Source organism: Nocardioides hankookensis (assembly GCF_042658885.1).
In the GTDB taxonomy this organism is placed as follows: Bacteria; Actinomycetota; Actinomycetes; order Propionibacteriales; family Nocardioidaceae; genus Nocardioides; species Nocardioides hankookensis.
The window spans coordinates 569,564-587,651 of sequence record NZ_JBHSRJ010000009.1; the positions used below are offsets into that span (position 1 = coordinate 569,564).

Annotated in this window: 19 protein-coding genes; 6 read left to right on the plus strand and 13 right to left on the minus strand. The window is 69.3% G+C overall.

Going from position 1 to position 18,088, the window contains the following annotated elements; all coding sequences use genetic code 11:
* Positions 1-11: 11 nt before the first annotated feature.
* Complete coding sequence (gene ftsE, locus ACFPYL_RS22345) at positions 12-701, minus strand: cell division ATP-binding protein FtsE (protein WP_379159765.1); 690 nt, start codon at positions 699-701, stop codon at positions 12-14.
* Between the two features lie 80 nt (positions 702-781).
* Between ftsE and ACFPYL_RS22350 the strand changes: the two genes are divergently transcribed.
* Positions 782-1,387 (plus strand): hypothetical protein, encoded by a 606-nt coding sequence (locus ACFPYL_RS22350; protein WP_379159768.1) that lies wholly within the window; start codon positions 782-784, stop codon positions 1,385-1,387.
* A gap of 7 nt (positions 1,388-1,394) precedes the next feature.
* Here the strand turns inward: ACFPYL_RS22350 and ACFPYL_RS22355 are convergent, their stop codons facing one another.
* Positions 1,395-2,279, minus strand: coding sequence for an oxygenase MpaB family protein (locus ACFPYL_RS22355; RefSeq protein ID WP_379159770.1), 885 nt, complete (start codon positions 2,277-2,279; stop codon positions 1,395-1,397).
* Positions 2,280-2,325: 46 nt separating this feature from the next.
* Between ACFPYL_RS22355 and ACFPYL_RS22360 the strand changes: the two genes are divergently transcribed.
* On the plus strand, positions 2,326-2,922 hold the full coding sequence (locus ACFPYL_RS22360; protein ID WP_379159773.1) for a TetR/AcrR family transcriptional regulator: 597 nt from the start codon (positions 2,326-2,328) through the stop codon (positions 2,920-2,922).
* Here ACFPYL_RS22360 and prfB read toward each other — a convergent pair whose 3' ends face one another.
* Genes prfB through ACFPYL_RS22380 form a run of 4 tightly spaced genes read right to left on the minus strand, consistent with a single transcriptional unit; the run spans position 2,923 to position 7,682 of the window.
* Positions 2,923-4,038, minus strand: a complete 1,116-nt coding sequence (gene prfB / locus ACFPYL_RS22365) for a peptide chain release factor 2 (protein WP_379159776.1) — start codon at positions 4,036-4,038, stop codon at positions 2,923-2,925. It abuts the gene before it with no gap.
* 34 nt (positions 4,039-4,072) lie between these two features.
* Positions 4,073-4,816 carry a response regulator gene (locus tag ACFPYL_RS22370; protein WP_379159779.1) on the minus strand — a complete coding sequence of 248 codons (744 nt, stop codon included), beginning with the start codon at positions 4,814-4,816 and terminating at the stop codon, positions 4,073-4,075.
* Between the two features lie 53 nt (positions 4,817-4,869).
* Positions 4,870-7,161: a PAS domain S-box protein gene (locus ACFPYL_RS22375; protein ID WP_379159782.1), complete on the minus strand. Its 2,292-nt coding sequence runs from the start codon at positions 7,159-7,161 to the stop codon at positions 4,870-4,872.
* A 59-nt stretch (positions 7,162-7,220) separates the two neighbouring features.
* The gene (locus ACFPYL_RS22380; RefSeq protein WP_379159785.1) at positions 7,221-7,682 is read right to left on the minus strand and encodes a CAP domain-containing protein; all 462 of its coding nucleotides are present in this window, start codon (positions 7,680-7,682) and stop codon (positions 7,221-7,223) included.
* 63 nt (positions 7,683-7,745) lie between these two features.
* Here ACFPYL_RS22380 and ACFPYL_RS22385 point away from each other — a divergent pair, with 63 nt between their 5' ends.
* Positions 7,746-9,248: an amidase gene (locus ACFPYL_RS22385; RefSeq protein WP_379159788.1), complete on the plus strand. Its 1,503-nt coding sequence runs from the start codon at positions 7,746-7,748 to the stop codon at positions 9,246-9,248.
* Here the strand turns inward: ACFPYL_RS22385 and ACFPYL_RS22390 are convergent.
* Genes ACFPYL_RS22390 through ACFPYL_RS22405 form a run of 4 tightly spaced genes read right to left on the minus strand, consistent with a single transcriptional unit; the run spans position 9,232 to position 10,703 of the window.
* On the minus strand, positions 9,232-9,675 hold the full coding sequence (locus tag ACFPYL_RS22390) for a pilus assembly protein TadG-related protein (protein ID WP_379159791.1): 444 nt from the start codon (positions 9,673-9,675) through the stop codon (positions 9,232-9,234). The genes ACFPYL_RS22385 and ACFPYL_RS22390 overlap by 17 nt on opposite strands.
* On the minus strand, positions 9,662-10,123 hold the full coding sequence (locus ACFPYL_RS22395) for a hypothetical protein (protein WP_379159794.1): 462 nt from the start codon (positions 10,121-10,123) through the stop codon (positions 9,662-9,664). The genes ACFPYL_RS22390 and ACFPYL_RS22395 overlap by 14 nt, the downstream gene beginning before the upstream one ends.
* Positions 10,120-10,509 carry a TadE/TadG family type IV pilus assembly protein gene (locus ACFPYL_RS22400; RefSeq protein ID WP_379159797.1) on the minus strand — a complete coding sequence of 130 codons (390 nt, stop codon included), beginning with the start codon at positions 10,507-10,509 and terminating at the stop codon, positions 10,120-10,122. Before ACFPYL_RS22400 ends, ACFPYL_RS22395 begins: the two co-directional genes overlap by 4 nt.
* Positions 10,509-10,703 carry a hypothetical protein gene (locus tag ACFPYL_RS22405; RefSeq protein WP_379159800.1) on the minus strand — a complete coding sequence of 65 codons (195 nt, stop codon included), beginning with the start codon at positions 10,701-10,703 and terminating at the stop codon, positions 10,509-10,511. The genes ACFPYL_RS22400 and ACFPYL_RS22405 overlap by 1 nt, the downstream gene beginning before the upstream one ends.
* A gap of 104 nt (positions 10,704-10,807) precedes the next feature.
* On the opposite strand from ACFPYL_RS22405, the gene ACFPYL_RS22410 reads away from it, so the two are divergent.
* The 3 genes from ACFPYL_RS22410 to ACFPYL_RS22420 all read left to right on the plus strand — a co-directional run bounded on the left by ACFPYL_RS22410 (position 10,808) and on the right by ACFPYL_RS22420 (position 14,312).
* Positions 10,808-12,325: a recombinase family protein gene (locus tag ACFPYL_RS22410; RefSeq protein WP_379160889.1), complete on the plus strand. Its 1,518-nt coding sequence runs from the start codon at positions 10,808-10,810 to the stop codon at positions 12,323-12,325.
* 96 nt (positions 12,326-12,421) lie between these two features.
* Positions 12,422-12,754: a hypothetical protein gene (locus tag ACFPYL_RS22415; RefSeq protein WP_379159802.1), complete on the plus strand. Its 333-nt coding sequence runs from the start codon at positions 12,422-12,424 to the stop codon at positions 12,752-12,754.
* Positions 12,755-14,018: 1,264 nt separating this feature from the next.
* Positions 14,019-14,312 (plus strand): hypothetical protein, encoded by a 294-nt coding sequence (locus tag ACFPYL_RS22420; protein ID WP_379159804.1) that lies wholly within the window; start codon positions 14,019-14,021, stop codon positions 14,310-14,312.
* Positions 14,313-14,491: 179 nt separating this feature from the next.
* On the opposite strand, the gene ACFPYL_RS22425 is transcribed toward ACFPYL_RS22420, so the two are convergent.
* From ACFPYL_RS22425 to ACFPYL_RS22435, 3 genes are all read right to left on the minus strand, one after another.
* A complete protein-coding gene (locus ACFPYL_RS22425) occupies positions 14,492-15,418 on the minus strand; it encodes a hypothetical protein (RefSeq protein ID WP_379159807.1) in 927 nt (308 codons plus the stop codon).
* Between the two features lie 790 nt (positions 15,419-16,208).
* Positions 16,209-17,231, minus strand: coding sequence for a type II secretion system F family protein (locus ACFPYL_RS22430; RefSeq protein ID WP_379159810.1), 1,023 nt, complete (start codon positions 17,229-17,231; stop codon positions 16,209-16,211).
* Entirely contained in the window at positions 17,228-18,082 is an 855-nt protein-coding gene (locus ACFPYL_RS22435) for a type II secretion system F family protein (RefSeq protein WP_379159813.1), read from the minus strand. The genes ACFPYL_RS22430 and ACFPYL_RS22435 overlap by 4 nt, the downstream gene beginning before the upstream one ends.
* Positions 18,083-18,088 lie beyond the last annotated feature (6 nt).

Consider the following 18,088-nt stretch of genomic DNA (forward strand, 5'->3'; position numbering starts at 1 on the left):
AGCCCGGGGAATCAGTGCTGGAAGCCGTAGACGCCCTGCGCCTGGTCACGGATGACGCGGCCGTGCTCGAGCTCGATGACGCGCTTGCGCATCTGGTCGACGATGCCGGCGTCGTGGGTGGCCATCAGCACGGTGGTGCCGGTGCGGTTGATCCGGTCGAGCAGCTTCATGATCCCGACCGAGGTGGTCGGGTCCAGGTTGCCGGTCGGCTCGTCCGCGATCAGGATCGTGGGCCGGTTGACGAACGCGCGGGCGATCGCGACCCGCTGCTGCTCGCCACCGGACAGCTCGTCGGGCATCCGGTCGCCCTTGCCCTCGAGGCCGACCAGCTCGAGCGTCTCGGGGACGAGCTTGTTGATCTCGGACCGCGACCGGCCGATCACCTGGAGCGCGAACGCGACGTTCTCGTCGACCGTCTTGTTGGGGAGCAGCCGGAAGTCCTGGAAGACCGTGCCGATCTGGCGGCGCAGCCGCGGCACCTTCCAGGTCGCGAGGCGGTTGATCTCCTTGCCCGCGACGTAGACCCGCCCCGAGGTGGCGCGGTACTCGCGCAGCACCAGGCGCAGGAACGTCGACTTCCCCGACCCCGACGTGCCGACGAGGAAGACGAACTCCCCCTTCTCGACATCGACGGAGACGGTGTCGAGCGCGGCGCTCGCCTGACCTGGGTAGGTCTTGGAGACCTTCTCGAAACGGATCACGGGAATCGAGGGTAACCGCTGTTCCTGAGCGTCCCCGACGCGCCGTCGTGCCGGGCGGGTCGTCGGGTTAGGTTCTCCGGGTGTCCGTCGTACGCCGCCTTGCCGTCGCTGCCGTGACGCTGGTGCTCACGACCGCCGTGGCCGGCTGCACCTCGGGCGACGACGACGGGCCTTCAGCGGACCGGCCGTCGGCGTCCAGCACCCCCTTGCGGGACTTCGCCACCGACGACGTGAGCGTGGTGCGCGGCGACTTCTGCCCGCGCGTCGCGCCCCAGGCCGTGACCGACGCGCTCGGCACCGACTCCTCCGATGAGAAGACCTGGGCCAACGGTGACCGGGTCCGGCTGGCCGACGGCGTGAAGGACGTCGCGCACGAGTACGGCTGCTCGTGGACGGCCGACGACGGCACGGTCGCTCGGGCATGGGTCTTCGCGCCGCCCGTCACCGCCGCGGACGCCGCCGACCTGGGACGGAAGGCGCGCCGGTCGGACGGCTGCCGGGCGCTCCCCGATGCCCCGGCGTACGGCGCGCCGTCGGTCGCCGTGCGCTGCGGCGACGCACTCGCCTTCCACGGCCTCTTCGGGGACGCGTGGCTCTCCTGCTCGCTCGAGTCGGCGGGCGGCGCCCCCGAGGCGGACCAGACCGGCCGGTGGTGCGTGGCGGTCGCGCAGGCGGCGCGCAGCTGAGGCCGGATCAGCTGGTCTCGTGGCGGACCGGGCAGCCGGCCACGCCGGGCACCGGGAAGGTGCCGAGCTGCTCGATGTCGAAGCCGTCGGGGTAGCTGCGGATCTGGGGCAGGTCCTCGATGACCTTCGGCTCCTTGCGGGCCGGGAACGCCCGCAGCAGCAGGCCGCGCGCCTTGAGCGCAGCGCGGGAGACCGCCACGACGGCGGCCGGCGGGTCGTCGTACCGGAACGCCTCGCGCAGCGGCGGGCCCATGAGCGCGCGGCTGAAGATCCCCATCACCGGTCGGGCGACGCGCGGCTGGAAGTCGACCATCAGCGCCAGGGTCGAGTCCGCGACGCGGCGCCCGCCCTCGTCGAAGCCGAAGTGCTCGGCCTCGTAGGAGTCCATCAGCTCCTCGAAGCCCGCGTAGGTCTCCGGGACGTCCTTGATGTTCATGTGGCGGCCGAGGGTGCGGTAGTAGTGCACCGACGCCTCGACCTCGTTGGCGGTCAGCGGGCGCTTGCCGAAGTCGTCGAGCCAGCGCTTCGGGACGACCACGAAGGTGCTCAGCACGTAGCGGAACTCGTGGTCGGGGATGTCGTAGGCGCGGTGCATCTGGTTGATGCGGCGGATCGCCGCCTTGGCCTCCGGGTCCTCGAAACCCAGGCGGGTCGGGGGTTCCAGGAGCAGGGCGGTGTCGTCGTAGCGCTTCTGCGGGCGCTTCGTGAACTCGCCGGTGTCGTCGAGCAGCCGGCCGATCCCCGGCACGGCATAGGTGCGGAAGAGGGCGAAGCCGAGCGCCTGGTTCATGTCCCAGGGGAACTCGTGGCCCACGACGTTGGCGTAGATCTCGACGAAGTCGGTGGCCGGGTCGAGGGCGTCGTTGCGCCGCCTCCAGTGGTCGCGCCTCATGGCCCTGAAACTAGAGCACTCGCTCCAGTTTGGCTAGGGTGAGGGCGTGCGCACCCCGTTGCAGACCCGCAGCACGTCCTCCGCCGACCGGATGCTCGAGGCGACCCTCGAGCTGCTGGAGGCCGGCGGACTCCAGGCGGTGACGGTCGCCGCCGTCGCGCAGCACGCGAGGACGTCGAACGGCTCGCTCTACCACCGCTTCGGCGACCGGGCCGGCCTGCTGCGGGCCGCGCAGGAGCGCGCGCTCTCGGCCATCGAGGACGAGACGGCCGCCGCCTTCGCCCGCGCGGACGGTGAGGCGGACGACGTACGCGCGCTGCGGCTGCTCGCGCACGCCGCGCTCGACATCTTCGCGCGGCACCGCGGGCCGATGCGCGCCTTCCTGGTCGAGGGCCGGGGCGACGCCGCCATCGACGCCCGCAACGAGGCCAGCTCGCACCTGCTGGCGGCGACGGTCACCGGGTGGCTGCGCGCCCGGTTCGGCGCCTCCCGGGCTGACGCCGAGGCGGCCTGGCGGATCCTCTTCGCCCTCGGCGCCTCGCAGGCGCTCTTCGAGGACGCCCAGGTCTCCCCCGGCACCCTCGACGGCACGGCGTTCGCCGACGCCGTGGCGCGCGCCGTGGGCGCGGTGGTCAGCGGCTGATCAGGCGTCGGCCTTCTCGGCGTCACGCCGCCAGCGGATGCCGGCCTCGATGAAGTCGTCGATGTCGCCGTCGAGCACGGCCGACGGGGTGCCGACCTCGAAGCCGGTGCGCAGGTCCTTGACCATCTGGTACGGGTTCAGGACGTAGTTGCGCATCTGGTCGCCCCAGGTCGCGGCGACGTCGCCCTTGAGGTCCTTCTTGAGCGCGGCCTCCTCGGCCTTCTTCTTCGCGAGCAGCTTGGCCTTGAGCACGACCATCGCCGACGCCTTGTTCTGCAGCTGCGACTTCTCGTTCTGGCAGCTGACGACGATGCCGGTCGGGAGGTGGGTGAGGCGGACCGCGGAGTCGGTGGTGTTGACCGACTGGCCGCCGGGGCCGCCCGAGCGGAAGACGTCGACACGGATGTCGTTCTCGTCGACCTCGATCTCGTCGGTCTGCTCGAGCACCGGGACGACCTCGACGGCGGCGAACGACGTCTGGCGACGGCCCTGGTTGTCGAACGGGCTGATCCGGACCAGGCGGTGGGTGCCGGCCTCGACCGACAGGGTGCCGTAGGCGTACGGCGCGTGGATCGCGAACTCGGCGGACTTGATGCCCGCCTCCTCGGCGTACGAGACGTCGTAGACCTCGACGGGGTACTTGTGCTGCTCGGCCCAGCGCGTGTACATCCGCATCAGCATCTCGGCGAAGTCGGCGGCGTCCACGCCCCCGGCGCCCGAGCGGATCGAGACGATCGCCTCGCGCTCGTCGTACTCGCCGGAGAGCAGCGTGCGCACCTCGAGCGCCTCGACGGACTTCTGGAGGCGACCCAGCTCGGCCTCGGCGTCGGCGAGGGCGTCGCCGTCGCCCTCCTCCTGCGCGAGCTCGACCATGATCTCGAGGTCCTCGATGCGACCGCGCAGCGACGTCACCCGGTCCAGCTCGCCCTGGAGGGCCGAGAGCCGGCCGGTCACGCGCGTCGCGTGGTCCTGGTCGTCCCAGAGGTCGGGCGCGGCGACCTGCTCGCTGAGGTCGGCGATGTCACGACGCATGGCGTCGATGTCGAGCACCCGCTCGATCGTGAGCATGGTCGCCTGGAGCTGCTTGATCTGCGCGTCGAAGTCTGGGCCTGCCACAAGGGTCAAGGTTACGGGTCGGCGTGCGAGCGGCCTACTCGGCAGTGATCGGCAGCTCGGCCCAGACCCGCTTGCCGCCGGTCTCGCCGGCGTCCATCCCCCACGACGCCGCCAGGGCGCCGACCAGGTGCAGGCCGCGGCCGTGCTCCTCGTCCTCGGTCAGCGGCTGCGGCTCGGGCGTGCCGACACCGCCGTCCTCGACCTCGATCCGGAGGGCGGCCCCGCTGGTCGTGAGGCGCACGCGGTACGACGAGTCCGCGTGGGTCAGCGCGTTGGCGGCCAGCTCGCTGACCACCAGCTGGGCGTCGTCGAGCGGCTCCTCGATGCCCCAGTCGGAGAGCGTGGTGCGCACGAACCGGCGCGCCAGGGACACGCTGCTCAGGTCGTTGGGCAGGTCGAGCACGGCCTCCGCGTCGTTGGCCCGGCCGACCGACTCCAGCAGGTCGACCAGGTAGCCGAGGTCGGCGTCCTTGAGCACGTAGCCCTCGGCGTTGGCGTCGATCCAGGCGCGGTCGACCGTCTCGAGCCCGGAGAAGACGACGACCTTGGTCGCCGGCGCCTCAGCACGGATGCGCGCGAGGACCTCCTGCCCGGCGATGTCGGGCAGGCCGAGGTCGAGAACGACGACGTCAGGACGCAGCTGGGCGACGAGCCGGACGGCTTCGGCACCGTCCGCCGCCTCTCCTACGACCTCGAAACCGCCCCGAAAACGGAGGGAGGTGCGGACCAGTCGGCGTACCTCAACGACGTCGTCCACCAGGAGGACGCGGATCGGCACGACCGCAGCCTAGAGCGTCCGGCTGGATGGAGACAGGAATCAGGCCCGAGTGTTCACGTCGTGGCGCGCGGCAGACGGATCTCGAAGGCGCCCGGTCCGTCGCCGGTCGGCGGTCGGTACGTCGCGTCGCCGCCGTGCTCGCGGGCGAGCTCGCGCACGATGTAGAGGCCGAGACCGGTGCCGCCGGCGCTGCGTCCGGTCGCGAACCGCTCGAAGAGCCGCTCCCGCATCTCCGGCGAGACCCCCGGCCCCGAGTCCTGCACCGTGACCAGCACGTCGGCGCCGTCGAACCGCGCCGTGACGACGACCGGCGGCGCGCCGTGGCTGAGCGCGTTGGTGACCAGGTTGTCGACGGCCTGGCCGAGCCGGCCGGCGTCGCCGTCGACCATCAGGCCCGGCTCGAGGTCGGCGTCGATCGCGACCCCGGGGTGCGCGCGCTGCGCCGTCGCGACGGCGGTCGAGACGACCTGCGCGACGTCGACCTCGGCGATCTGGAGGTCTAGCTTGCTGCGCTGCAGCCGGGACGCGGTCAGCAGGTCGTCGAGCAGCCGGCGCAGCCGGGTCGCGCTCGAGCTGAGCCCGTCGAGGAGCTCGGCACGCTCGGTCTCCTCGAGCTCGCTCCAGTGGGCGGCGAGCAGGTCCGCCGTACCACCGAGGACGCCGACGGGCGTGCGCAGCTCGTGGGCGGTGACCGCCAGGAAGTGGGCCTGCTCGTCGGCGGCCTGCTGGAGCCGGGCGTTGGCCTCCTCGAGCTGGGCCGCGGCCACCCGGCGCTCCGTGATGTCCCGCACGACCTTGGCGAAGCCGACGTGACGGCCCTGCGAGTCGCGGACGGCGCTGATGACGACGGTGGCCCAGAAGCGGCTGCCGTCCTGCCGGACCCGCCACCCCTCCTCCTCGTAGCGACCCTCGCGCAGGGCCTCCTCGAGCTCGTGCTCCGGGTGCCGCGAGTTCTGCTGCTCGGGCGGGTAGAAGGTGCGGAAGTGCCGGCCGATGATCTCGTCGGCGGCGTACCCGCTCGTGCGCTGCGCGCCGCTGTTCCAGCTCGCCACCGTGCCCTCGGGGCTGAGCATGAAGATCGCGTAGTCGGCCGCGTGCTCGACGAGCAGGCGGAATCGCTCCTCGCTGGCCCGCAGCTCCTCGTCCTGCACGCGGCGCTGGCTGAAGTCGCGAGTGACCTTGGCGAAGCCCACGTGGCGGCCGTCGAGGTCGTGGACCGCGGTGATGAGGACGTTGGCCCAGAAGCGGCTGCCGTCCTTGCGGACCCGCCAGCCCTCCTCCTCGTAGCTGCCGTCGCGCAGCGCGAGCTCGAGCTCGTGCTCCGGGTGTCCGGACTCCTGGACCTCGGGCGGGTAGAACGTGCGGAAGTGCCGGCCGACGATCTCCTGCTCGGTGTAGCCCTTGATCCGCTGGGCGCCGGCGTTCCAGCTCTCGATCAGGCCCTCGGGCGAGAGCATGAAGATCGCGTAGTCCTCGACGTTGTCGACGATGAGCCGGAAGCGCAGCTCGCTGCGCCGCAGCTCCTCCTCGGCCCCGCGCTGGGACGTGACGTCCTGGACCTGGGCGAAGAGGTAGAGCGGCCGGTGGCTGCTGTCGAGGACAGGCGCGAACGTCGCGACCACCCGCCGATCCTCCACGCCCACGACCGTGTGCTCGAGCTGGCCGACCGCCTCGGTCCCCAGCAGGATCCCGGTGAGCAGGTCGTCGAAGGCAGCCCGCGCGTCGGTCGCGAATTCGGCGTACGACGTGCCGACGAGGTCGTCGACGGAGCGACCGAAGATCCCGGCGAGGGAGCGGTTGGCGCGCACGACCTGGCCGGCGAGCGTCACCGTCGCCATCCCGATCGCGGCGTCCTCGAAGACCTCCCGGAAGCGCTCGAGGTGCTCGCGCAGCACCCGGCGCTCTTCGTCGCCGTCGACCGCGGCAGCCTCCGGAGCGCGGGTCGCACGCGGAGCGTCGGGGTCGGCCAGGATGCGCACCAGGTCGTCGGCGAGGGTGTTGAGGTCGGTGGACTTCTCCAGGAAGGCGGTCGCGCCGAGGTCGATCGCGCGGTGGGCCAGGCCGTGCTCCTGGAAGCCGCTGTACATGACCACCCGGGTCTCCGGCGACGTCTCGAGGATGCGCGGCAGCGCACCCAGCCCGTCCATCACCGGCATCGAGACGTCGAGCAGCACCAGGTCGGGCCTCAGCTCGCGCACCACCTCGAGCGCGTGCGCACCGTCGCCGGCCTCACCGACCACCTCGAGCAGGCCCGACAGACGGAGCCGGGTGCGCACCAGCGCCCGCACCTCCGCCGCGTCGTCGACCACCACGATCGTCGGACGTGCTCCCCCAGCCTCGGCCACGCACGGAACCTAACCCAGCGCGGGCGGTGCTGTCGCCACTGCAGCCGTCGATGGCGTCCTCAGCGCCGGCCGAAGACCTGCGAGGTCCACCACCGGCCGTGCCGGTCGCGCGCGGCACCGATGCCCATCAGGCGGTACGACGGTCGCAGGATGTTCTCCCGGTGGCCCTCCGAGTGCATCCAGCCACGGTTCACGACGCTGCGCCCGCTGGAGTAGCCGTAGGCGATGTTCTCCCCCGCCATCCGCAGCCCGCACCGGCGCGCGATCGGCTGGAGGTCCTGGTGCACGAGCCGGCCGGTGCGCGCCATGTGGCGCGCCCACCGCTCGGCGAAGCCGGTCAGGCACGCGCCCTCCCGCAGCCGCACCCGGTCGTGGCCGGCGCGCTGCTGGTTGGTGGCCGCGAACGCGGCGTCGGCGTACCTCTCCGCGGGCGTCGCCGCCTGGACGGGCGACGAGAGGAGCAGTACGGCGAGGGCGGCCGCGACGAAAGCGGCGAGCGTGCGACGGGGTTCCGAGGACAAGACGACCTCCCGAGGTCCGGAGAACACTCCCCTACCCGCTCGCGAGCGCCCTAGTCTCGTCGCGTGAACCTGGACGAGTACCTCGCCTCCGACGCCACCGCCCTGGCCGCCCTGGTCGCCGACAAGCAGGTGACGGCCGCCGAGCTGCTGGCCCTGGCCCGGCGGCGCGCCGACCAGGTCAACCCGCACATCAACGCGATCGTCCGGACGCTGGACGAGGTGGCGGACGCGCGCGCCGTCGAGACGTTGGACGGACCGATGGCCGGCGTGCCGTTCCTGGTCAAGGACCTCGCGCAGGAGTACGCCGGCTTCCCCACCAGCAGCGGCTCGCACGCGCTGGCGGACGACGTGGCCGACGAGCACGCTCTGGTCACCCAGCGCTTCCTCGACGCCGGCCTGGTGATCTTCGGCAAGACCAACACCCCCGAGTTCGGCGCGAAGGGCATCACCGAGGACGACCTGCTGGGTCGCGCCCGCAACCCGTGGAACGTCGCCCACACCCCGGGCGGCTCGTCCGGCGGCTCCGGCGCCGCGGTGGCCGCCGGCATCGTGCCCGCGGCGGGTGCGAACGACGGGGGCGGCTCGGTCCGCATCCCGGCCGCCTGCAACGGCCTGGTCGGGCTGAAGCTCAGCCGCGGCTTCACGCCGTACGGCCCGCAGGGCAGCGAGTCGATGTTCGGCATGGTCACCCAGGGCGTCGTCTCCCGCACGGTCCGCGACAGCGCCGCGCTGCTCGACGCCATCGTCGGCGCACCGACGCGCTACGCGGCGTACGTCGCCCAAGCCGCGGCGCCGTTCCTGCCGGAGCTGACCCGGCCGCCCGAGCGCCTGCGGATCGGGTACACCGCCTCCTCGGCCATCAACCCGAGCCCCGACCCCGAGGCGATCGCCGCGATGGAGGGCGCCGTCGAGCTGCTCACCGCGCTCGGCCACGAGGTCGAGGCCGTCCAGCCGCCGCACGACGACGACGCGCTGGCCCGCGACTTCCTGACCATCTGGTTCGCCCAGCTGCACGGCCAGATCAGCGCGATCAAGAAGCGCCTCGGCTCGCCCGACAGCGCCTTCGCCGCCGACAGCCTCGCGGTGGCCGAGATCGGTCGGGCCGCCGGTGTCGGTGCCCTCTTCGCCGCGCTCGACAACATCAACCTGCACATCCGTGCGCTCGACGACTTCCACCAGCGCTACGACCTGCTGCTCACCCCCACGCTGGCCAAGCCGCCCCTCGAGGTGGGCTCCGTCGACACCCCCGCGATGCTCCAGCGGGCCTCGCGGGTCATCGCCAAGGTGCACGCCGGCAAGCTGCTCAACGCGACCGGGATCCTCGACCAGCTGATCACCGACAACCTCGGCTGGGTGCCCTACACCCAGCTGGCCAACCTCACCGGCCGGCCCGCGATCTCGGTGCCTCTGCACTGGACCACCACCGGCCTGCCCCTCGGCGTCCAGCTCGTCGGCCCGCTCGCCTCCGACGGCCTCCTGCTCCGGCTGGCCGCCCAGCTGGAGGAGGCGCAGCCGTGGTTCCACCGGTACGCCGACCTCGACCCGGCGCTCACCGCTGGGCGATGACCACGGCCGACCCGGTCGCCCCGATGGTCGCCACGTCGGGCGACCCGGGGACGGTCAGCGGCAGGTCGAGCGGCGCGGTGACGTGCACGGTGACGGTGGCCGTCGCGCGGTCGACGTCGACGTCGAACGACAGGCCCGGGTAGTCGGCGTACGCCCCCGAGCCGGCGAGGAACTCGCGCACCGACCCGCGGACCCGCTCGACGCTGAGGTCGAGCCGCCCGCTGGGCACGCCGCCGGCGTACACCTCCTCGCCGGTGGCGCCGAGGTCGGCGGCGCGCAGAGCCGCGCCGTCGGCGACCGTGTCGAGGCCCTGGCGCTGGAGGTAGGCCGCGGACACGTCGACGACCATCGCGACCGCCATCACCAGGACCAGTGCGAAGCCGACGATCAGGACGGTCGTCTGGCCGTCCTCGTCACGGCGCCGCATCTTCGGCCTTCACCTCTTGGAACTGACCGATCGGCACCGAGTGCGTCGAGTCGAGCGCGAAGCTGGGCGCGTCACCGCCGAGCATCGCCGGCATCAGCGGCAGGTCGACGCGCGACGAGACCACGACCGTGATCACCGAGGTGCCGGCGTGGCAGTCGTCGGGGTACGGCGAGCAGGTGATCTCGACGTCGAGCGGGGCATCGTCGACGCCCTGGTCCGACAGCGCCTGACGAGCGGCCGCCTCGGCCCGGGCGCGACCCTCGGCGTCGGTGGGCGCGAGGGCGTAGGCACGACCGGCGGCGCGGGCCGCGCCGGAGACCGCGAACGCACCGCGCTGCACCTCGAAGACCGAGACGACGATCCACAGCAGCGGGACCAGCAGCAGGATGCCGAGCCAGCTCAGCTCGACCAGAGCGCTGCCGTCCTCGCCGCGATGCCGCCGAGTCATGGCGGCTGCTCCTCCACGGCGTGACCGGTCACCTCGAGCGCGATGCCCGGGCCGCCGATCCCGAGGGCAGGCACCACGGCGCGGACGGTCACCTCGACGCCCGGCGCACCGTCGACGCTCGCGGGCCGGGCGGAGACGTCCTCGGCGAACCGGCCCGAGATCGCGCCGTCGATCTGGTCGCGGGTCCGTGCGGCTCCGTCCTCGGGTCCGCGGTCGAGCGTCGCGGCGTACCGCGCTCCCTCGGAGGCGGCGGACGCGAGCGTGTTGCGCACCAGCAGCACCAGCGCCACCTGGAGGATCCCGAGGAAGACGGGCACCAGCACGACCAGGACCAGCACGAAGTCGACGACCGCCGACCCGCGCTGACCCCGATCGCGCCGAGGCACTACTTCACCTTGTTGAGCGCGTTGGACACCATGTCCTGCAGCGCCGGGCCGGCGATCGCGGTGATGCCGACGACGAGGCCGGCGGTCATCACGGTGATCATCACCCAGCCGGGCACGTCGCCGCGTTCGTCGCGCGGGCGCGGCGACACCACCGCCAGGTAGGTCCTCGTCAGCGCGAGGATGAGGTGTTCCATGGTCCCGTCCTTTCGGTTTCAGGGAGTGGTCAGGGAGAGGCCCACGACACCGGGCCAGAAGGCGAACACCTAGTTACCTTTATAGGGCTAGAGTGTCTGCTGTGATGACGTCGAACCGCCCGATGCGCGCCCTGATCTACACCCGGATCTCACGGGATGCGACTGGCGACGAAGCAGGTGTCACACGCCAACGCGAGGACTGCGAGTATCTTGCGCGCCGCAACGGCTGGGAGGTCGTCCGGTACGAGAGCGACAACTCCATCAGTGCTTACGGCAAGGTACGCAGACCAGCGTGGGAAGCAGTCATCGAGGCAATCAAGAACCGCGAGGTCGATGTCGTCGTCTGCTACCACATCGACCGAATGACCAGGCGTCCGCTCGACATGGAGATGTTCATCGAGCTATCGGAGACCACGGGCGTGCAGATCGCGACGGTGACCGGCAAGTACGACCTGTCCACGGACGACGGCAGGATGCATGCGCGTTTCATGTCAGCGATCGCACGCGGTGAGGTAGATCGCAAAGGGGCGCGCCAGAAGCGAGCGAATGCACAACGGCGGGCAGCCGGAAAACCATGGACAAGCGGGTGGGCATCGTTCGGGTACGACCTCGAGAAGCGAGTGATTCCCGAGCAAGCAGCGATGATCCGAAAGGCCGCAGACGACGTGCTGGCAGGTGCGAGCCTCAAGAGTATCGCGCGCGCGTGGCGCGACTCGGGCATCACGACACCTCGAAGCAGCAAGGGCGCGGACGGGTGGACCCACAACGGCGTGAAGACGATCCTTCTGAATCCGGTAAACGCGGGAATTCTCACGTACCGGGGCGACGAGATCGGACCAGGGGCTTGGGAGCCCATCCTGTCGGAGGACACCCTGCGTCAGTTGCAGGCGCTACTCCGCCAACCCGATCGACGGACCAACCACAGTCCGGGCAGAACGCCTCAAAACCTGCTGTCTGGGATCGCGAGATGCGCTCGATGCAGCTCGACGGTGGTGGCGGGCTCAAGCAACGGCAAGAAGGTCTACAAATGTTCCAGCAGTGAAGGCGATCATCTGAGCACGCTCCGCGACGAAGCAGATGCCTTCGTTCTCGAAGCCCTCACCGCGCATGAGGTGTTCGCCAGCCGTGCGATCTTGCCCGCCAGCGGCGGCCACGCGGACCAGGACGCGCTAATGGCCGATCTCGCCGAGCTAGACCGACGAGAAGCCACCATCACTGAGCGTTTCGGGCTCGGCCGGATCAACGAACAGGCGTGGCTCCGCGCTCTCGAGTCGATCGGCGGTGAACGCGACTCACTGGAAGATCAGCTTGCCCGGACCCAGGGAGAAGCGCGTACAGCTGCAGCCTTGGCGGCAGCGCGCATCCAAGGTTTTCTAGCCCTGTCACTGCCCGCAAAGCGACTAACGATCAAGTCGATCGTGGAGATCGAGTTGCACCCGCGGGAGCGTCGACGCAACGTGCCGATCGACAAGCAGGTGACCATCTGGGCGCGGAGCGAGAAGCGGCTCAGTCCCTTGATCTCCGGAACCAATCCGAACAGTGTGGTCCGCGCGACGGAACTGGTTGATCGTCGAGACGCCGCCAAGATCGAAGCCCTCGGACCGGATGAGCTCGATGAATGATCGCTAGATCCCTCCAGCGGGCGAGTCGGGCCAATCTGAGATCATCGACACTGCAACCCCGGGTTCGATCGATCGCAGAGGCAGGTCCGCGAACACATGTCCGATCCTGACTCGCAGGCGATCGCCGGCCGCTTCGCCTCGAAGTGGGACTGGGAGAAAGCCTTGCTCGAACGCTCGATTGCGGAGGGTCTGACCCCTACGGCGCAGCATGTTGCTCTCGCGCTGTCGACGTATGCCGACGGTGACGGTACGAGTATCCGTCCAACCGCAGCACGCGTGGTGCGCGTGACCGGGCGGAGCCGCGCAACGGTCTTCCAAGCACTCAAGGAACTGCGGAACCGGGGTTGGGTCACGCAGGTCTCCAAGGGCGCAGGTGCGACGCGGCGTGCAAGCGAGTACCGGTTGTCGATCCCACCCAAGGTCCAGTAGCGAGTACACCACCAGACCAAGTAATACACGTATAGGTCTTTCAGAGAGCCGAATCTAGTACCGATACGTTCTACGGTCCTTCTCTCCTACTGTCTTACGGATGACCGGTCTACCCGTCTACCCGTCTACCCGTCTACCGGTCTACCGGTCTCCAGATCTCTTGGTCTCTAGGTTCACGGTCTACTCGTTGCAGATCTGCCGTGTACGGGAGTCCCACGCCGCTCCGATCTGGACTTGCAGATCTCGTCCTTGTGAATCGGCGTATCCACAGGGTGTGCAGTCGAATCACACCCCTTTCATCCACATGCCGTACGCAAACTAGGTCGTTGATGTTGAGCTTCTTCGAGAAGGTCTCGAAGTTTTCCACGTCTGCTCGGACATCCGAGTACGTCCGTTTTCTCGATCGCCGGTCTGCTGACTCTGCTATGCATCGACAGCGCCGCTTGCCGTTTGTGGTGGAAGTTCTTCGCCTCGGCCTGCAAGTCATACGCCGCTGTGCACTGCGGAAGAGCAGCACGATTCGATCTGGGCCTGAGTATCCAGAAGCGAATCGCCCCACAGCCGGTCACCAGTCGGGCCGGATCTCCTCAGAGGCGATCTGACGGCCTTCCAGGCGTTTCCACCAGAAAAGGCAGTCCGGAGTTCTCGTCGTCGAAACACTGTCAAGTCGGCGTTGTCGCGGTCAGAATCAAGTTCAGGCAGCGAACATCCCGCACGGCTGTCAGCGACACCGAGGACGCTCGGCGCGTCGTACACCCGCCTCCAGCGATGAGATCTGAACCTCCCCCAGTGGCCGGCGCAGGATTGGGTGACCTTCCACCGAGAGCGGCAGCTTCGCCTTATACCACACGGCACCGACACTCTGAGGGTAGTTTTCCACAGGCTCCTGTGGATAACTGTCTTGCACTCTGTCGGCGGACTGTTTACAAACAAGCCGTTCTGGGAGCCCATGACGTTCTCCGTGGACTCGGGCTCCGCCGAGGGCCTGCTGGGGCCTCCAGGGGGCCCGAGAAGGGCTCCTGCGGGCACAGATGGTCGCGTGCTGGCCATCCATCGTGTACGGTGAGCCCTAGAAAGGACAGAACCCCAGGGCTGGGAACCTCTCAGCTCTAGGGGAGAGAGGTCAGCCGCTGGGGTCTGTAGACACCAAACTTGCCGGTTCTGGTGTGATCTGCAGGCTACAACGGCAGGGCACGTCTCGTCACTCCCTGGGCCAACCCAGGGTCGTCGAGACGTGCTCGACCGCTCGGTCTGACATACCGCTATGAGTACACGAATCGTCTGCTGCGAGCAGACTGGATGCACCACGTCGGGTCACATCACCGCCGTGGGGGTCGGCTCCGACCCCGCCGCCGCCAACAGCCGGATGACCGTCTCGGAGGTCTACCGCGCGATGGACAGAGGTGAGCGGTTCTACACCGAAGACCAGTTCGGCAACCGGGCCGCCGTTCACAAGTACAACTGCCCGTGCGGTCGGGGATCGCTCCGTTCCGCACCGGACTGCACCCGGTGGAACAACCTCGACAGCCTGCGGATCTGCTCCTGGCGAGCGGCCTGAGGTAGCGAAGCAGCGGCCCCGGTTCGTCGGACCGGGGCCGCTGCCCGTTCGTGTGCTGCAAACTCCCGCTGAGTTCAAAACTGTGGCAGAACGTCGCGTGCTATCACGCGCCGGTGCTGTTGCCGGTCGCAGCGGGTCATACCCCCACGAGCTAGCTGGATGCCGCAGACCAGCCTCCGTCAGCCAAGGAGTTCATGGATCGACGCGATGGTCGCAACTGCTGGAGCAGCCGACACGCCGATCGTCCGAATTCCGTCGAGGATGCTTTTCAGGAATCGCTTGATGCGATCAACCGGAGGGTTCTCCGTTCGCAGTTGCTCAGCGACGGTCTCGGCGAGATCCAACTCTCCGCCGGTCAGCTGTGCACCCAGACTGCGCAGCTGGTCGACCAGTTGATCGGCAAGGTCGATCGCAGTCGCACCGCTAGAAGCGTCCCCAAACGTGTTGTTTCGCAGATCGTTGTTGCTGCCAACAACTCCGCTTACCGTGTTGTTGTCGCCGACCTTGACGTTATTGCTTCCAACACTGTTGCCGCTGCCGACAATGTTGTTATCACCCATTGTGAGACTTCCTCCATCGGATACAAAGTTGATCTGGACTTTCTCGGGGCCAAGCGATTCGGTCAGCGCAGCCACGTCTCGCACCATGCGACGCAGGCTCGGGCTAACGTCAGAGAATGCTTCTTCGAGCGAAGACATTCGCCCTTCGTTATCTATCTTTGTCTTCTGTGCGACGTATTGAAGCAGCGACGCTTGCGGCATGCCGTCGTATTCCTGCCGGAGGAGGCGTTTCGCCACTTCCAGCAGGTAAGTCCGAAGCGACTCCGGACCTGCGGGATCCAGCACGCCAAGCCGGCACGCCCGCAAGACCGCTGCGAAACCCTCCAGCTCGCAGTGGAGACGCATGGCGTGGGCGCGCACCCGCCGAATGGAGTCTCGGGGCGTCTGCGGTCCGTGACTCAACACCCAGACGGGCAGTTCGTCGGCACCTTCGCGCACCCAGTGGTGCTCGAGAAGCAGCCCAGCTCTCGGGTCTTCCATGGCGGACGGAGGCAACAGGCTTCGTCCGTTGCCCAGTTCGACGAGCGCGAGCGGTGCAGTCGGCACAACCAGACCTCGACGCCTTCCGTCTCCTCCAGTGTCAGTGGAGTCGACCGGTGTGGACGCTCGTTCGTAGGCCTGCGCCAGAGGACCGCCCGATCGCGACAGGAGACTTGAACTGTTACCCCGGACTCGAACCCTCAGGCTGGCGGCCGCCGATGCCACTGCGACGCAATCACTGTCCCAAGGAGCACGGAGTTCAACGTCGACACGGCCAACGCGACCGTTGGTGAATAGTCGCCGCGAGGTGGGGGTGAGTCGATACTTTGATTGCCGAGCGGGTGAGGCCGCGAAAGTCAGCGTGCGGGACGCGTCGCAGAAGTACTCCTCCCCCGACCACGGCTTGATTCCTCCCTGCGGGTGGCGCTGGACGACTCCAAACCTGCGGACAAACTCGTGCCCGATTACAGGGAGGGGCCACTGCGGACGCGCCAAGCGGAGCCGAGAATAATCGGGATGGAAGGTGCGCAAGTCCATAAAAGGAACCTGCACTGAGATGAGCACCGAACTCCCAACGTAAAAAGAAGTGTCCCCCACTCTCGAATCAGTGAGGGACAAAGCCGGCGGTAATGTTGACTCTTTGCTAGCTACTAACTGGAGACAGACCGACCTGGCTGGTCGGTCCAGTTGTACCTCCTGCATGCAGGGCTACTCCGCCCCGCATTCTTTCTGTTAGCAACCCCTCCATGAGGAGGGACATTGATGACGATCCATCATTTGCATCCTTCCTTTCTGTTGGTTGTGGCGAACTTCGCCCTTGCAAAGCTATCCGGCTGACTGGTGGTTCATCCCGCCCTCAGGCCCGATGCCGGTTAGGCGTAGACACACACATCATGTCAGCGCCAGGCACTATGCGTGCACTGTTTCGGCGGAACCGCTCCTGGGCCAAGCGCAAACGCTCGCTTGACACCCTTATTGGTAACAAGGTGAAGAGCACGGTCACCGGCAGCACCAGGAAGACGACGGGCACCATCATCAGGACCTCCTTGCGGGCGGCGGTCTCGATCAGCTCGCGGCGTCCGGCATCGCGTACGTCGGCGGCCTGCGCGTGCAGCACGTCGGCGAGCGGGGTGCCGCGCTCGACCGCGACCGCGACGCCCTGGGCGAAGCGGGACACGATCGGCAGGCCGCTGCTCGCGGCCATCGCGTCGAAGGCGCTGCTGACGGGCTCGCCGGTGCGGACCGCCGAGAGCACCTGGCCGAGCTCGCGCGAGAGCTCGCCGCCGCTGCGTCGTACGACGCGGTCCAGCGCCATCACCGGGCTCTCCCCCGCCGCCACGGCCAGCGCGAGCAGCTCGGCGATCGTCGGGAACTCGGCGAGGATCTTGCGCTCCCGGGTGCGCACCTGGGACGTGAGGTGGGTGTCGCGGGCGAGCACGCCGGCGACGAAGGCGATCGCGCACGCGAGCAGCCACAGCACGACAGAGCCGGGGTGCGTGAGCACCCGGAGCAGCGCTACGGCAGCCGTGACGGCGAACGCCACCAGGCCCCAGACCACCTGCTCGACCCGGAACTCGTGGACGGTCTTGTCGATCCCGGCGCGCTCGAGGCGGCGGCGTACCGACGTGGCACCGCCCAGCACCCGCTCGACGGTGTCGGCCGCCGAGCGCAGCAGCGGCCCGAAGACCCCGACGGCCGCCGAGGTCGGGGCCGGTGCGACCCGCGGCCCGGCGTCGTCCAGGAGGGGCAGGTCGCGCAGGTAGGGCAGCACGCGTACGGCGAGCTGCGGGCGCCGGATGGTCCGCACGCGAGCGGCCACCAGGAGCAGCCCGGCGGCCGTCGTGGCACCGAGGAGGGCACCCCACATCGCCGGGCTCACGACAGGATCCGGCGTTCGACGGGAAGCCGGCCGATGCGCATCATCAGCCGGTAGGCGACCAGGCACAGGCCGGCGCCGAGCGCGAGCACGAAGACGCCGACCGGCGACGCGTAGCGGTGGATGACGTCGGACTGGAACGACATCAGGAGCAGCACGAGCCAGGGCGATGCGACCGCGAGGCGGGCGCCGTTGACCGTCCAGGCCTGACGGGCCTCCATCTCCGAGCGGGTCCGCGCGTCCTCGCGCAGGTAGGTCGAGAGGTTGCGCAGCAGCCGGCCCAGCTCGCCGCCGCCGACCTCGCGGGCGATCCGCAGCCCCTCGACGACCCGGTCACCGACGGGGTCGGCGAGCCGCACCTTCAACCGGTCGAGGGACTCACCGAAGCGACCGGTGACCTGGTAGTCCAGCGCGAACTGGTCGAACGCCTCCCGCAGCGGCGCCGGTCCGCGCACGGCCAGCCCGGCGAGCGCGTCAGGCAGGGACATGCCGGCGCGTACGGCGGAGGTGAGGTTGTCGACCGCCTCCGGCCACACCTCGGCGAGCTCCGCCTGGCGGCGCCGGGCCCGTCCGGACACGACCGCCACCGGCAGGTAGCCGCCCATCAAGCCGAAGGCGAGCGCGACCGGCGGCGTCCCGGAGACGACCTGCATCACCAGCGTCGTGGCGAGGCCGCAGACCAGGCACAGCACCACGAACCCCGCCACGGAGACCTGGCCGAGGCCGGCTCGCGCCAGCAGGTCCGACGTACGACGTGAGGTCGGAGCGGCGTCGCGCGGCCGGCGGGGCAGGACGAAGGCGCTCCAGACGAGCAGGAGCCCGATGCCGACGCCCAGCCCGACCAGCGCGCCCATCACTGC

What these genes read in the sequence shown, in the direction of transcription:
- ACFPYL_RS22435 (WP_379159813.1), bottom strand. Translation starts at nt 18,082, where the DNA reads ATGGGCGCGCTGGTCGGGCTGGGCGTCGGCATCGGGCTCCTGCTCGTC.
- ACFPYL_RS22420 (WP_379159804.1), top strand. Translation starts at nt 14,019, where the DNA reads ATGAGTACACGAATCGTCTGCTGCGAGCAGACTGGATGCACCACGTCG.
- ACFPYL_RS22355 (WP_379159770.1), bottom strand. Translation starts at nt 2,279, where the DNA reads ATGAGGCGCGACCACTGGAGGCGGCGCAACGACGCCCTCGACCCGGCC.
- ACFPYL_RS22415 (WP_379159802.1), top strand. Translation starts at nt 12,422, where the DNA reads ATGTCCGATCCTGACTCGCAGGCGATCGCCGGCCGCTTCGCCTCGAAG.
- ACFPYL_RS22390 (WP_379159791.1), bottom strand. Translation starts at nt 9,675, where the DNA reads ATGCGGCGCCGTGACGAGGACGGCCAGACGACCGTCCTGATCGTCGGC.
- ACFPYL_RS22405 (WP_379159800.1), bottom strand. Translation starts at nt 10,703, where the DNA reads ATGGAACACCTCATCCTCGCGCTGACGAGGACCTACCTGGCGGTGGTG.
- ACFPYL_RS22395 (WP_379159794.1), bottom strand. Translation starts at nt 10,123, where the DNA reads ATGACTCGGCGGCATCGCGGCGAGGACGGCAGCGCTCTGGTCGAGCTG.
- ACFPYL_RS22410 (WP_379160889.1), top strand. Translation starts at nt 10,808, where the DNA reads ATGACGTCGAACCGCCCGATGCGCGCCCTGATCTACACCCGGATCTCA.